Origin of the sequence: Diaphorobacter sp. MNS-0, from assembly GCF_019602835.1 — a bacterium.
Classification (GTDB): domain Bacteria; phylum Pseudomonadota; class Gammaproteobacteria; order Burkholderiales; family Burkholderiaceae_C; genus Diaphorobacter; species Diaphorobacter nitroreducens.
On the sequence record NZ_CP080761.1, the window covers coordinates 1,824,405 to 1,837,741 of the forward strand.

The following is a 13,337-nucleotide window of genomic DNA, read 5'->3' on the forward strand; positions in this document are numbered from 1 at the left end:
AGCTATTGAAAGATGAGCGAATCCGACGACGCCCACTGGATGCGCGAGGCCATCGCCCAGGCGCGCGCCGCGCAGCAGGCGGGCGAGGTGCCCGTGGGCGCCGTGCTGGTGCGCGATGGGCAGGTGATCGCCACCGGGCGCAATGCCCCCATCGCCGGGCACGACCCCACGGCGCATGCCGAGATGGCCGCGCTGCGCGCCGGCGCGGCGCAGCTCTCCAACTACCGGCTCGACGGCTGCACGCTCTACGTCACGCTGGAGCCGTGCGCCATGTGCAGCGGCGCCATGCTGCACGCGCGCCTGCCGCGCGTGGTCTACGGCGCGGCGGATGCCAAGACCGGCGCGGCGGGCTCGGTGGTCAACCTGTTCGCCGAGCCGCGTCTCAACCACCAGACCGCAGTGCAAGGCGGCGTGCTGGCCGATGAATGTGGCGCGCTGCTCAGCGACTTCTTCCGCGACCGCCGCCGCGCCCAGCGGGCGCAGCAACTGGCCGCCCACCCGCTGCGCCAGGACGCGCTGCGCACGCCCGACGCCGCGTTCGCCCATCTGGACGGCCCCGCGCCGCATTACGTGAGCGATCTGCCCGCGCTGGCCGGCCTGCGCCTGCACTACCTGGACGAAGGCCCGCGCGACGCCGCCCGCACCTGGCTGCTGCTGCATGCCAGCCCTGGCTGGAGCCATGGCTGGCAGCCCATGCTGGCGGCCTTCGCGCAGGCCGGCCACCGCGTGGTGGCGCCGGACCTGATCGGCTTCGGCCGCAGCGACAAACCCAAGAAAGAAGCCGCCCACCGCCTCGACTGGCATCGACAGGTGCTGGCCGAGCTGGTGCAGCGCCTGGCCCTGCGCGGCGTGGTGCAGGTGGCGCAGCCCGGCGCGCCGCTGCTGCCTGATGCGGCGTCGGCGCCCCTGGTGCGCGTGCTGCATGTGCGGGGGGGCGCGCCCTGCGATGCCGCGCCGTTCCCCGATGCCGGCCATCGCGCCGGGCCGCGCGCCTTCGCCCGTTTTGCCGATGCCGATGCCGCGCCGCTCCTCACCGTGCCGGACGCCAGCGCCGCCTCGGCGCTGCGCGCTATGGAATACTTCACCCGCTATGCCTAACCACCCCCACGACTGCGGCCACGATCACTGCGATCACCCTCACGGCCCCCGGCACATCTACATCTACTCCCCTTCTGGCGCGGTGCGCGACAAGGCCGCGTTCAAGCGCGGCATTGCCCGCCTGCAGGCCATGGGCCACGAGGTGGAGGTGGACCCGGACGCGCTCGCGTCCCACACGCGGTTTGCCGGCGACGATGCCACGCGCCTGGCCGCCATCCACCGCGCGGCCGCCAGCGGCGCCGACGTGGCGTTGATCAGCCGCGGCGGCTACGGCCTCACGCGCATCCTGCCGGGCATCCAGTACAAGGCCGTGGCCAAGGCGGTGGAGCGCGGAACCCAGTTCGTGGGCGTGAGCGACTTCACGGCCTTCCAGTCCGCGCTGCTGGCCAAGACCGGCGCCACCACCTGGGCCGGCCCGGCGCTGGTGGGAGACCTGGGCGTGCCGGGCGAGCCCGACGACATCATGCTGGCCTGCCTGGACGATCTGCTCACCGGCCACGGCGAGGGCAGCGGCTGGCGCATGAACGCCGAGAAACCCCGCGCCGACGGCCAGCCCGCCGTGCGCGACATCTACGTGAAGAAGGCCACCCTGTGGGGCGGCAACCTGGCCGTGCTGTGCTCGCTGGTGGGCACGCCGTACTTCCCGCAGGTCAAGGGCGGCGTGCTGTTCCTGGAGGACGTGGGCGAGCACCCTTACCGTGTCGAACGCCTGCTCACCCAGTTGCTGCACGCCGGCGTGCTGGCCCAGCAAAAGGCCGTGGTGCTGGGCCAGTTCAATGAATACAAGCTCACGCCGCACGACAAGGGCTTCAAGCTGCAGAGCGTGTTGGACTGGCTGCGCACGCAGATCAAGGCGCCCGTGCTCACCAACCTGCCGTTCGGCCATGTGCCCACCAAGGTGCTGCTGCCCGTGGGCGCGGAGGTGTCGCTGTCGGTCGAAGGGCGCGACGCGCTCATCTACTGGGGCCATGCCCACTGAGATGCTATTGATTTAAGAGCTGCCAGCGCTTGAAGGGTGGGCGCGATGGCAGGTTTTGGCTTGAAACGCCGCGACGGCGGGGGAGGCGGCATGGGCAGATTGCAACGCATCGGCGCGGGCGCCGTGGTGGCGCTGGTGGCAGCGCTGCTGCTGGCCGGCAGCGTGGCCGCGGTGTATGCGCTGCGCAGCTTCCCGCAACTGGACGGGACACTGCGCGCCGCCGGGCTGCAGCACGCCGTGGCGGTGCGCCGCGACGAAGCCGACGTGACGCACATCGAGGCGCAGACCCCCTGGGACGCGTGGTTTGCCATGGGCTACGTGCATGCGCAGGAGCGCACCTGGCAACTGGAGTTCAACCGCCGGCTGATGCACGGCGAGCTGTCCGAGATCCTCGGCCCCGCCACGCTGGATACCGACAAGCTCATGCGCACGCTGAACATCATGGGTGCGGCGCGCCGCCAGTACGCCGCGCTGCCCGCGTTCGCGCGCGAGGCGCTGCAGGCCTACAGCCGGGGCATCCAGTCCTTCCACGCGGCGCGGACCCAGGCGCTGCCGCCGGAGTTTTTGCTGCTGGGTGCGCGGCCCGGCGGTGCGCAGGGCGTGGCCTGGGCGCCCGAGGACAGCGTGGCCTGGGCGCTGATGATGGCGCTGGACCTGGGCGGCAACTGGGGCAACGAGTTCGCGCGCCTGTCGCTGGCGGCCGCGCTGCCCACCGAGCGGCTGTGGCAGCTCATGCCGCCCTATCCTGGCGAGGCACCCGCGACGGCGGTGGATCTGCAGGCGCTGTACCGGTCGCTGGGCGTGTACCGCGCGCCGCAGGCGGCTGCACCGGCCCCGCAGGCCGATGCCGAGTCCGCAGGCGCAGGCGCAGGCGAAGGCGCGGCGCAGGCGCTCCAGGCCTGGTCGCAGGACTTCGTGGCGGGACTGGGCACGCCCGGCGGGCGCGGCAGCAACAACTGGGTGCTGGACGGCACGCGCACGGCCAGCGGCCGGCCGCTGCTGGCCAACGACCCGCACCTGGGCCTGGGCGCGCCGGCGCTGTGGTACTTCGCGCACCTGAAGGCGCCGCAGGGCAGGGCGTCCGACGGCACGCCCGTCGCGGCCATTGACGTGATCGGCGCCACCTTGCCGGGCCTGCCCTTCGTGGTGCTGGGCCGCACGGCCGAGGTGGCCTGGGGCTTCACCAACACCGCGCCCGATGTGCAAGACCTGTACATCGAGGCCATCCACCCCGACGACCCCACGCGCTACCGCACGCCCGAGGGCTGGCAGGCCTTCGAGCAGCGCGAGCACGTGATCCGCGTGAAGGGCCGCCCCGACGTGCGCCACACTGTGCGCAGCACGCGCCATGGGCCGGTGATCAGCGATGCGCAGCCCGCGCTGCACGGCAGCGTGCTGGACCTGCGCCGCCATGTCATCGCGCTGCGCTGGAGCGCACTGGATGCCGACAATTACACCGTGCTGGCGGGCCTGCTGAGCAACCAGGCGCGCTCGGTGGAGGAGCTCTTCGCAGGCATGGCGCACTACCACTCGCCCATGCAAAGCGTGGTGGCGGCGGACGTGCATGGCGCGATCCGCTTCCAGGCCTTTGGGCGCGTGCCCCTGCGTGCGGCCGGCAACGACCTGCGCGGTGTGGCCCCCGCGCTGGGCTGGGAGGCGCGCTACGACTGGCAGGGCTGGCTGCCCCTGGCGCAGGCGCCGCAGGACGACGGCGGCGCGCGCGGCTGGGTCGCCACGGCCAACCAGCGCATCACGGCGCCGGGCTATCCGCACTTCCTGACACAGGACTGGGCCTTGCCCTACCGCTACCAGCGCATAGAGCAGCAGCTGGAGGCACGGCGCCTGCACGACCTGCCGTCCCTGCGCGCGCTGCAGGGCGACACGGTGTCCTCCGCCGCGCTGCGCCTGTTGCCCCATTTGCTGGCGGCTCCGGTTTCGCAGCCGCTGGCGCGGCAGGCCCAGGCGCTGCTGCGCGGCTTTGACGGCGACATGCGCGCCGACCGCGCGGCGCCGCTCATCCTGTCGGTGTGGGCCGACGAGCTCACGCGCGCACTGGTCGTGCCCCGCGTGGGTGAGGAGCGCTTTGCCGCCACCTACGGCCGGCGGGACTTCCGTGCGGGCCTGGAAGGCATGCTGGAGCGCGGCGACACTTGGTGGTGCCCGCCCCACGGCTGCGCCGCCCATGCCGGCGCGGCGCTGGAGCGCACCGTGCAGCGCCTGGCCGCGCGCTATGGCAACCAGCCCGAGCGCTGGGCGTGGGGCGCGGCGCATCCGGCGCTTTCCGTGCACAAGCCGCTGGGCAGCGTGCCCGTGCTGTCGCGCTGGTTCAACGTGGGCGTGCCCTCGGGGGGCGATGCGTACAGCGTCAACGTGGGCCAGTACAACGCTACGCAGCCCGTGGAGCCCTTCGCCAGCCGGCACGCGGCCTCGCTGCGCGCGCTGTACGACCTGCAGGACCCGGAGCGTTCGCTGTTCATTTACCAGACGGGCCAGAGTGGGCTGGTGTTCTCGCCGCGCCACGCCGACATGGCCCAGGCCTGGGCCGGCGGCGGCTACCGTCCCCTGCAGCGCCGGCCGCGCCGCTACGTGCACCAGTTGCAGCTGCGCCCCTAGGGCCTGTTCACACTATTTTTGCCAGTGCGAATGGCGTGAAAACCGCGCCAATCTAGGCGCGTGACGACGCCAAGGCCGGGGCCTTGGCTAGGAGGGCAACGACGAATGGCGCGGTTTTCACTCCGTTCCCTCCGGGTTGCGATCAAAAAGGGCCATTCGCGGCGTTGCCAAGCCTCGCTGGGGTAGCACCCCAGCTTCGTTTGGCGCCTTGCGCCTGGCCCTTTTTGATCGCAACGCATCTGGCAAAAATAGTGTGAACAGGCCCTAGACACCGGGCGGGCGCACGCCGCGGTGCCGCTTGTCACGTTTGTCACGCCTGTCGCATTACAGTGGCACGGACAACCCTGAAGGAGAGCCGTCCATGACCATCCAGTTGCAGCGCATCAAGGGCACCCCCATGGCCCAGCGCCTCGCCATCCGCAGCCACGAATGGGTGGTGGACGGCACGGCCGCCGAAGGCGGTGACGACACCGGCCCCAACCCGCACGACCTGTACGACGCCGCGCTGGGCGGCTGCAAGGCGCTCACGCTGCTGTGGTACGCGCGACGCAAGGGCTGGGACGTGCAGGACGTGCGCACCGTGGTGGAGCGTGATGCCTCGCAGGAGCGCAGCGGTACCTATCGCCTGGCCACACGGCTGCAAGTGCAGGGCGACTTGAGCGATGCGCAGATCGCCGAGCTGCAGGCCGCGATCGGCAAATGCCCCGTGCACAAGCTCATGACCCAGGTGACCACCGAGATCACCACCGTGGTGGAGCGCGCATGAGCGCCGGCGCCACCACGCCGCAGGCCTCGCTGCGCCTGAGCGGGCACTTCAAGGACCTGGGCGGCGGCTTCACCGTGCGCCGCCTGCTGCCGGCGCTGCAGCGCCGGTCGGTGGGGCCCTTCGTGTTCTTCGACCACTTCGGCCCCGCGACGGTGGCGCCTGCATCCGCCTATGACGTACGGCCCCACCCGCACATCGGGCTGGCCACGGTCACCTACCTGTTCGAGGGCGCGATCCTGCACCGCGACAGTTTGGGTTCGCTGCAGCAGATTGAGCCCGGCGCCATCAACTGGATGACGGCGGGGCGCGGCATCGTGCATTCCGAGCGGCGCCCGCCCGCGCTGGCGCACAGCACTTATGTGAACCACGGCATCCAGCTCTGGGCGGCGCTGCCGCAGGCGCATGAGGAAGCGGCGCCGCATTTCGCCCATACCCCTGCGGACCAGATCCCGGCCTACCAGCATGGCGGCGCAGCAGTGCGGGTGCTGATTGGCGCGGCCTTCGGCTGCCAGTCGCCCGTGGCCACGTTTGCGCCCACGCTGCTGCTGGATGTGCGGCTGAAGCCGGGTTCTGCGCTGGACCTGCCCGCGCTCGCCGACGAGATGGCGCTCTACACCGTGAGCGACGGGCTGTGGCTGGACGCCGAGGCGTTGCCCGCGCAGACGCTGGCGCTGCTGGAGCCCGGCCGCTCCACCAGCGTGCGCGCGGGTAAGGCGGGGGCGCGGTGTGTGGTGATCGGCGGCGCCGCCCTGGACGGCCCGCGCCACATCTGGTGGAACTTCGTTTCCAGCCGCAAGGAGCGCATCGTGCAAGCCGCCGATGACTGGGAGCGCGACGCCACGGGCCACATCCCGGGCGAGAGCGAACGCATTCCCCTGCCGCCGCGGAGGTTCCAGGTGTAAGTTGTTGAGAGAAAAATTGGCTGTAGCGCTTGTTAGGTAAGCGCTAGCAGCTATTTTTTCAGGAGCGATTTGCGCCCGGTCCTTCGGGGGATGGCGTGAGCATCGTGGACTCCACCTTGTTCGCCAACTGGGCCACGGCCAGCGCGGCCGGGCAGCCGGGCATCTGCAGCATCAGCAACTGGCGGCGCATCACGGCGTCGCGCACCGAGGTGTCGGCGGGAATGTCCCCCACGTGGATCAGCCGCATGGGGCGGCCGGTGTCGGTGGTCACGAAGCGGTCCAGCACCTGCTGCAATTGCCCGGTGATGGCGCGTCCGTCCCCCGGACGTGCGGCCTGGTTCACCACCATGCGCACGTGCTGGCGCTTTTGCTGGGTGGCCAGCACCTTGATGGCGGCGTAGGCGTCGGTGAGCGACGTGGGCTCGGGCGTCGCGACGATGAGTACCTCGTGCGCCAGCGAGACGGAAAACAGCACCACGTCGGAGATGCCCGCGCCGGTGTCCAGCAGCACCACGTCAAAGCGGGGTGCCAGCGTGTGGATGACGTTGAGGAATTCGTTGCGCACCTCGGGCGTGAGGCGCGAGTACTCGACCATGCCGGAGCCGGCCAGCAGGACCGAAAAGCCGCCGGGCGCCTTGATCACGGCGTCTTCCAATTGGGCCTTGCCGGTAAAGACGTCGTGGAGCGTGACCTTGGGGTGCAGGTTCAGCACCACGTCCAGGTTGGCCAGGCCCAGGTCGGCGTCCAGCACCAGCACGCGGTGCCCGCGGCGGGTGAGGGCGGCCGCCAGGTTGGCGGACACGAAGGTCTTGCCCACGCCGCCCTTGCCGCTGGTGATCGCGATGATGCGTGCGTTGGCGGGTGTGGCGGAGGGCACGGAAGCAGAAGCCGGCGCAGCGGCGCCGGCCGGTGGAGTCGTCGGGTTGGGGGACAGCGCGTCGTTCATCACTACTGGGCTTTCAATAGGCGCTGCCTGTGGATGGATCCAAAGGCGGGGGCAGCTCGCCCCATCCCGACGGAGTGTATAGCGGGCCGAACAGCAGACTCTTTTCTTCCGCAGTGACCGTGCTGTCGGGTTGTTCTTCGATGCTGATGCAGTTGCGGCCGCCGAGCTTGGCCTTGTACAGCTCGGCATCGGCCCGGTCGGCCCACAGGGCGGTGGTGCTGCGGATCCATTGCAGCGCGAAGGCGCCGCCGATGCTCACGGTGACGTTCAACGTGAGCGATGGCGAGATGCGCACGGGCGTGGCTTCGATCGCGCGGCGCACGCGTTCGGCGATCACCCGGCCAAAGCCGAACTGGCAGGCGGGCAGCACGATGGCGAATTCCTCGCCGCCGTAGCGGGCCACGGTGTCCATGGGCCGTACGCAGCTCTCCAGCGTACGCGCGACGGACTGCAGCACGATGTCGCCGGCCAGGTGGCCATGGCGGTCGTTGACCTGCTTGAAATGGTCGATGTCCAGCATCAGCAGCAGCGCGGCTTCGCCCGAGCGCGCGACCCGGTCGATCTCGCGCTCCAGCACCGCACGCACGTGGCGGCGGTTGGCCAGCCCGGTGAGCGGGTCCTTCAGCGAGAGTTCGCACAAGCCGTCGATGAGGTTCTGCAGGTACAGCAGCGGCGTCTGGCCCTGCAGGGACACTTCGGAACCCAACGACTGCGCCACCAGGGCATGGGCCGTGGCCAGACGCAGGTCGCGCAGAGAGACGGAAGCGGGGGACGCGGTGTTTGTCACAACCAGAAACAAATATCTATCGGCAGTGTAGCAGCTATAGCTTCGGTAGCGGCTGAGCTGGGCCACTTGTGTCGGACTGCGGGGCCGAGGCAGGGTTCCCGGCGTCGGGGGGAGCCAGCCTCTGCAGTGCCGCGATGGCCTCGGCGTCGGTGCGGTACAGCGCGAAGTTGGGTCCCGGCGCCAGCGCGCCTGCATTGTCCAGCGTGTGCTGTACCGGTAGCTTGATGCCCGTCACATGCAGCGTGCCGCCGTGGCTTTGCAGCAGCGCGCGCAGGCGGATGAAGGCCTCCACGCCTGTCACGTCGATGCGGTTGATGGGCAGCGCGAACAGGCACAGGTGGCGGATGGACGGGCGCTGGGCCAGCTCGTCGGTCACGCGGCGCTCCAGCGCATTGGCGGAGGCGAAGTCCAGCTCGGCATCCATGCGCAGGGCCAGCAGCTCTGGCGCCAGCGGGGGCAGCTGCCACAGGTGGCGGTCGCGCAGGCTGCCGTCGGGGTGCAGGCCCACCTCGATGATGCGCGGGTGCAGCCGCTGGTAGAGAAAGTGGCTCAGGTTCATCAGCAGGCCCACCAGCACGCCCCAGTACATGCGCGGTGCCGTGGCCAGCGTGAGGCCGAAGGTGACGAGGCCGATGGCCGTCTCCACGCGCGAGACGCGCCACAGGCGGAACATGCCGACGGGCTTGATGAGGCTGGTGACCGCTGTCACCACCACGGCGGCCAGCACCGGCTGTGGTACGTGGTACAGGGCCGGCGTGAGCCACAGCAGCGTTGCCAGCACCAACACCAGCGCGAACAGCGTCGCCCAACCGCTCTTGGCGCCCGCATACAGGTTGATGGCGGAGCGCGAGAACGACGCGCTGGTGGCAAAGCTGCCGCACAGGCCCGAACTGATCTTGGCCATGCCATGGGCGATCAGGTCCTGGTTCTCGTTCCAGCGGGTGCCGCCCTGGTGGTGCTCTACCTTGGCGCTGGAGGCGGTCTCCAGGAAGCTGACCAGCGTGACGACCATCACCGGCATCACCAGCGCGCCCATTTCTTCCCACGAGAGCCATCCCGGCCAGTACAGCGTCGGCAGGCCGGAGGGCAAGTGGCCGATCACGGCGCCGTCGGCATCGGCATAGCCCATGGCCCAGCTGATGAGTGCCGCCAGCGCGATCACCACGATGGCGGCCGGGAAGCTGGAGCGCCAGCGCCGCGCCAGCACCAGGCAGCCCAGGCTGCCCAGGCCGAACGCCAGCGCGCGCAGATCGAAGTGGTGCAGCGACGGGCTGACCGCCAGTGCGCTCCAGCTGGTGCGAAGGCCCAACAGGTCGGGCAGTTGCGAGGCCAGGATCAGCAACGCCGCAGCCTGCGTGAAGCCGCCCAGCACCGGCGAGGTCACCAGGTTGAGCAGCCAGCCGAAATGCACCACGCCCAGCAGCAGCTGCAGCAGGCCCGACAGCAGGGCCATCCACACCGCCAGCGTGACCCAATGGGCGCTGCCGGGCTCGGCCAGCCCGGTGATCGACGCGCCGATGAGCAGGCTGGTGAGCGCCGTGGGCCCGACGCCGAGGCGGGTGGATGAGCTCCACAGCACGGCCACCAGTGCCGGCACCAGCGATGCGTAGATCCCCGTCACCAGCGGCATGCCGGCCAGCGCGGCGTACGCCACGCCCTGCGGCACCAGCATCAGCCCGACGGTCATGCCGGCCCAGAACTCGCCCTGCAGCAGCGCGGATGTCGGGCGGGGCCAGGAGAGAAAGGGAAACCAGCGATGCAGCAAGGATGAGGACATCGGCCGATTGTCCAGGCTTGCGTCGGCACGTGCCTGAAAGCCGCTGTTGTCCTACTGCGGTTTCGGCCCTGTCCGACCGGCTCGGCAGCCAGTGCTTTCTACAGTGGACCCCGTACCCACTGGAAGGAGATATGCCATGACAACCCCTCTTTTTCGAGCGTCGCGCTGGACCACTTTCGCCGCTGCTGCTGCGCTGGCCGCAGGGCTGAGTGCTTGCAACAAGGCCGAGGAACCCACGGCCGGGCAACGCCTGGATTCCGCCATCAACAAGACCGAGCAGGCGGCCCAGGATGCCAAGCAAAAAATGGAATCCGCGGCGCAGGAAGCCGGGCAGGCTTCACGCAACGCCACGGCCGACGCAGCCGCCCTTATGGACGATGCCGGCATCACCACCAAGGTGAACGCGGGTCTGGCGCAAGACCCGGACCTCAGCGCCATCAAGATCGACGTGGACACCCGCGCGGGCGTCGTCACGCTCAATGGCCCCGTGAAAAGCGAGCAGGCCCGTGACCGCGCCAGCCAGATCGCGCAGGCCGTACCGGGCGTGACCTCGGTGGTCAACAACCTCACCATCTCCAGCGGCGGCTGAGCCTGGGCGGGGGACAGGCTCTACCATCGGCGCATGAAGCAGCCCTCCACACCCGACCTGTCCACCCGCCTCATTCACCACGAGTACACACCGCCGCAGGGTTTCCATGCCCCGCAGCCAGCGGTGCACAAGGCGTCCACCGTCATCTTCCCCAACGTCGCCGCGATGCGCGCGCGCGAGTGGAAGGACAAGAGCAGCTACACCTACGGGCTGCACGGCACGCCTACCACCTACCAGCTGGAAGAGCGCCTGGCCACGCTGGAAGGCGGGCTGCAGTGTCTGCTGGTGCCCAGCGGATTGGCCGCCATTTCCACCGTATCGCTGGCGCTGCTGCGCCAGGGCGACGAGGTGCTGATCCCGGACAACGCCTATGGTCCCAACAAGGCACTGGCCGAGGTAGAGCTGCGCCACTACGGCATCCGCCACCGTATCTATGACCCCTTGGACCCGGCGGACCTCGCATCCAAGATCACCGACGCCACGCGGCTGGTGTGGCTGGAGGCGCCGGGCTCCGTCACGTTGGAGTTCCCCGACCTGGTGGAGCAGGTGCGCATCTGCCGCGCACGCGGCGTGGCTACGGTGCTGGACAACACCTGGGGCGCGGGCCTGGCTTTCGCACCCTTCGACCTGCTGGGCCGTGGCGCGGGTGCCGAGGGCGCGCTGGGCGTGGACGTATCCGTGCATGCGCTCACCAAGTACCCCAGCGGCGGGGGCGATGTGCTGATGGGCAGCATCACCACCCGCGACGAAGGCTTGCATCTGCGCATCAAACTCACGCATATGCGGCTCGGGCTCGGAGTGGGGGCGAACGACGTGGAAGCGGTCTTGCGGGCGCTGCCCAGCATGGCGCTGCGCTACCACGCGCACGATGCGGCCGCGCGCGACCTGGCGCAGTGGATGGGCTTGCAGCCCGCGGTGGCCCAGGTGCTGCACCCGGCGCTGCCCGGATCGCCCGGCCATGCGCAGTGGAAGGCGCTGTGCGGCGCAGCCAATGGCGGGCAGGGCGCTGCCGCCGGCCTGTTCAGCGTGGTCATTGACGCACGCCACAGCCAGGCGCAGGTGGATGCCTTTTGCGACGGCCTGCGCCTGTTCAAGCTGGGCTACAGCTGGGGCGGGCCGATGAGCCTGGTGGTGCCCTACGACCTGCCCAGTATGCGCACGGGCGCCACCGCGCATCTGCGGCCCGGCACCGTGGTGCGCTTCTCCGTGGGGCTGGAGGCCGTGGACGACCTGCGTGCCGACTTGGCGCAGTCGATGCACCAGGCCTTTGGAGCTGCCTGATGCGTTGGCGGCTGGCGCGGCGAGGGTGGTAGTTTCCTTGATGGTGGTCAGGCAGTCAGGTGGTTAAGGTGGCAGCAACGCCACTGCCGCAGCGATGCCGACCGCCATGTCTGATTCTTCCGCGCCAGTCACCTCCGCGCCGGTGTCCGCACCGGTGACTCTCAACCCCTTGCGCTGGCCGGACCCGCTGCGTTGGCTCGTGCTGGGGGCGCGCGACATGATGGCCGCGCCCGGCGTGGCGCTGTTCTACGGTACGTGGTTCTGGGGCATGGCACTCCTGCTGGGCTGGGTGTTCCAGGCGCGGCCGGAATACACCATGTCGTTTGCCAGCGGCTGCCTGCTGGTGGGCCCCTTCCTGGCCATGGGGCTGTACGACACCAGCCGCCGGCGCGAACAGGGATTGGCACCCGATCTGGGCGAATCGCTGACCTGTTGGGACCGCCACCTGGGCAGCATGGGCATGCTGGTACTCGTACTTGTGGTGCTGGAACTGCTGTGGGGCCGCGCGTCGCTCGTGGTGTTTGCCGTGTTCTTCAACACCGGCATGCCGTCCACCACGGGGGTGGTGCAGGCGGTGTTCAACCCGGGCAACTGGCAGTTCGTCGCCGTGTACCTGCTGGTGGGCAGTGTGTTCGCGGCCCTGGTGTTCTCCAGCATGGTGGTGTCCATTCCGATGATTCTGGACCGCGACACCGATGCGCTCACGGCCGGCATTGCGAGCATGCGGGTGGTGGTGGAAAACCCCGGCGTGATGCTGCTGTGGGGCCTGCTCATCACGGCGCTGGTGGCGTTGTCGCTGTTCGCCTGGGGCGCGGGCTTGCTGGTGGTGGGGCCGGTGCTGGGGCATGCCAGTTGGCATGCCTACCGCGCGGCGGTGGCGGCGCCCACTGCGCCCCTTGCGCCCGCGCAGGCGCCGCAGAGCGCCGGCTGATTCTCTGACGATGGTTTACAGCAACGCGCGCAGCGCGGGCCACACGTTGTCCAGCATGCGCGGGTGCGCCTGGGCCGTGGGGTGGATGCGGTCGGGCTGGAACAGCGCCGTGGGATCGGGCCCATCGGCCACGCCCTTGAGCAAGAAGGGCACGAGCGCTGCCTTGCGCTCCTGGGCCACGTTCTCGAAGACCTCGGCGAACTGCCGGGTGTAGTTGGCACCGTAGTTAGGCGGCACCTGCACACCCACCAGCAGCACGCGCGCGCCCGCGGCCTGGGCCTGTTCGGTCATCCACGCCAGGTTGCCCTGGGTGCTGGCCAGCGGCAGGCCGCGCAAGGCGTCGTTGCCGCCGAGTTCGATCACCACATGCGTGGGCCGGTGCTGCTGGAGCAGTGCGGCCAGCCGCGCACGGCCGCCGGCGGTGGTGTCGCCACTCACGCTGGCGTTGACCACCGTGGCGGGGATCTTCTCCTGCGCCAGCCGCTTGTCCAGCAGCGCCACCCAGCCGGTGCCGCGCGGAAGGCCGTATTCGGCGCTGAGCGAGTCGCCCACCACCAGGATCACAGGGGCGCGGGTGGGCTTCTTGCCACCGGACTGCGCAAGGGCGGGCGCCGCGCCCGACAGGGCCAGGGCGCCCGCCACGATAAAGTCACGCCGAACCATATGCT

Annotated in this window: 12 protein-coding genes; 8 read left to right on the forward strand and 4 right to left on the reverse strand. The window is 70.0% G+C overall.

The features are described 5' to 3' along the window. Positions 1-12 precede the first annotated feature (12 nt). The 5 genes from tadA (at position 13) to K2L43_RS08805 (ending at position 6,358) form a co-directional block, all read left to right on the forward strand. Positions 13-1,098: a tRNA adenosine(34) deaminase TadA gene (gene tadA / locus K2L43_RS08785; protein ID WP_220638890.1), complete on the forward strand. Its 1,086-nt coding sequence runs from the start codon at positions 13-15 to the stop codon at positions 1,096-1,098. Then, on the forward strand, positions 1,091-2,077 hold the full coding sequence (locus K2L43_RS08790) for an LD-carboxypeptidase (RefSeq protein ID WP_196995488.1): 987 nt from the start codon (positions 1,091-1,093) through the stop codon (positions 2,075-2,077). Before tadA ends, K2L43_RS08790 begins: the two co-directional genes overlap by 8 nt. Positions 2,078-2,167: 90 nt before the next feature. After that, positions 2,168-4,690, forward strand: a complete 2,523-nt coding sequence (locus K2L43_RS08795) for a penicillin acylase family protein (protein ID WP_220638891.1) — start codon at positions 2,168-2,170, stop codon at positions 4,688-4,690. A 361-nt stretch (positions 4,691-5,051) separates the two neighbouring features. Further along, positions 5,052-5,456 (forward strand): OsmC family protein, encoded by a 405-nt coding sequence (locus K2L43_RS08800; RefSeq protein WP_220638892.1) that lies wholly within the window; start codon positions 5,052-5,054, stop codon positions 5,454-5,456. Next, positions 5,453-6,358: a pirin family protein gene (locus K2L43_RS08805; RefSeq protein ID WP_220638893.1), complete on the forward strand. Its 906-nt coding sequence runs from the start codon at positions 5,453-5,455 to the stop codon at positions 6,356-6,358. The genes K2L43_RS08800 and K2L43_RS08805 overlap by 4 nt, the downstream gene beginning before the upstream one ends. A gap of 58 nt (positions 6,359-6,416) precedes the next feature. Here K2L43_RS08805 and K2L43_RS08810 read toward each other — a convergent pair whose 3' ends face one another. The 3 genes from K2L43_RS08810 to K2L43_RS08820 are packed head-to-tail and all read right to left on the reverse strand — an operon-like array spanning position 6,417 to position 9,868. Further along, the gene (locus tag K2L43_RS08810; RefSeq protein ID WP_103738727.1) at positions 6,417-7,304 is read right to left on the reverse strand and encodes a MinD/ParA family protein; all 888 of its coding nucleotides are present in this window, start codon (positions 7,302-7,304) and stop codon (positions 6,417-6,419) included. 13 nt (positions 7,305-7,317) lie between these two features. Next, a complete protein-coding gene (locus K2L43_RS08815; protein WP_011805484.1) occupies positions 7,318-8,091 on the reverse strand; it encodes a GGDEF domain-containing protein in 774 nt (257 codons plus the stop codon). 34 nt (positions 8,092-8,125) lie between these two features. Next, positions 8,126-9,868: a SulP family inorganic anion transporter gene (locus K2L43_RS08820; protein WP_220638894.1), complete on the reverse strand. Its 1,743-nt coding sequence runs from the start codon at positions 9,866-9,868 to the stop codon at positions 8,126-8,128. Between the two features lie 136 nt (positions 9,869-10,004). Between K2L43_RS08820 and K2L43_RS08825 the strand changes: the two genes are divergently transcribed. From K2L43_RS08825 to K2L43_RS08835, 3 genes are all read left to right on the forward strand, one after another. Then, the gene (locus K2L43_RS08825) at positions 10,005-10,457 is read left to right on the forward strand and encodes a BON domain-containing protein (RefSeq protein ID WP_220638895.1); all 453 of its coding nucleotides are present in this window, start codon (positions 10,005-10,007) and stop codon (positions 10,455-10,457) included. A gap of 33 nt (positions 10,458-10,490) precedes the next feature. Then, entirely contained in the window at positions 10,491-11,738 is a 1,248-nt protein-coding gene (locus K2L43_RS08830; RefSeq protein WP_220638896.1) for a PLP-dependent transferase, read from the forward strand. Positions 11,739-11,832: 94 nt separating this feature from the next. Next, positions 11,833-12,669: a DUF2189 domain-containing protein gene (locus K2L43_RS08835; protein ID WP_015913159.1), complete on the forward strand. Its 837-nt coding sequence runs from the start codon at positions 11,833-11,835 to the stop codon at positions 12,667-12,669. Between the two features lie 15 nt (positions 12,670-12,684). Here the strand turns inward: K2L43_RS08835 and K2L43_RS08840 are convergent, their stop codons facing one another. Further along, a complete protein-coding gene (locus K2L43_RS08840; RefSeq protein WP_135148123.1) occupies positions 12,685-13,332 on the reverse strand; it encodes an arylesterase in 648 nt (215 codons plus the stop codon). Between the last annotated feature and the right edge of the window lie 5 nt (positions 13,333-13,337).

Bases quoted from the DNA above. Each gene is read 5' to 3' on its own strand.
- tadA (WP_220638890.1), top strand. From the start codon at position 13: ATGAGCGAATCCGACGACGCCCACTGGATGCGCGAGGCCATCGCCCAG.
- K2L43_RS08790 (WP_196995488.1), top strand. From the start codon at position 1,091: ATGCCTAACCACCCCCACGACTGCGGCCACGATCACTGCGATCACCCT.
- K2L43_RS08795 (WP_220638891.1), top strand. From the start codon at position 2,168: ATGGGCAGATTGCAACGCATCGGCGCGGGCGCCGTGGTGGCGCTGGTG.
- K2L43_RS08800 (WP_220638892.1), top strand. From the start codon at position 5,052: ATGACCATCCAGTTGCAGCGCATCAAGGGCACCCCCATGGCCCAGCGC.
- K2L43_RS08805 (WP_220638893.1), top strand. From the start codon at position 5,453: ATGAGCGCCGGCGCCACCACGCCGCAGGCCTCGCTGCGCCTGAGCGGG.
- K2L43_RS08810 (WP_103738727.1), bottom strand. From the start codon at position 7,304: ATGAACGACGCGCTGTCCCCCAACCCGACGACTCCACCGGCCGGCGCC.
- K2L43_RS08820 (WP_220638894.1), bottom strand. From the start codon at position 9,868: ATGTCCTCATCCTTGCTGCATCGCTGGTTTCCCTTTCTCTCCTGGCCC.
- K2L43_RS08825 (WP_220638895.1), top strand. From the start codon at position 10,005: ATGACAACCCCTCTTTTTCGAGCGTCGCGCTGGACCACTTTCGCCGCT.
- K2L43_RS08830 (WP_220638896.1), top strand. From the start codon at position 10,491: ATGAAGCAGCCCTCCACACCCGACCTGTCCACCCGCCTCATTCACCAC.
- K2L43_RS08835 (WP_015913159.1), top strand. From the start codon at position 11,833: ATGCCGACCGCCATGTCTGATTCTTCCGCGCCAGTCACCTCCGCGCCG.
- K2L43_RS08840 (WP_135148123.1), bottom strand. From the start codon at position 13,332: ATGGTTCGGCGTGACTTTATCGTGGCGGGCGCCCTGGCCCTGTCGGGC.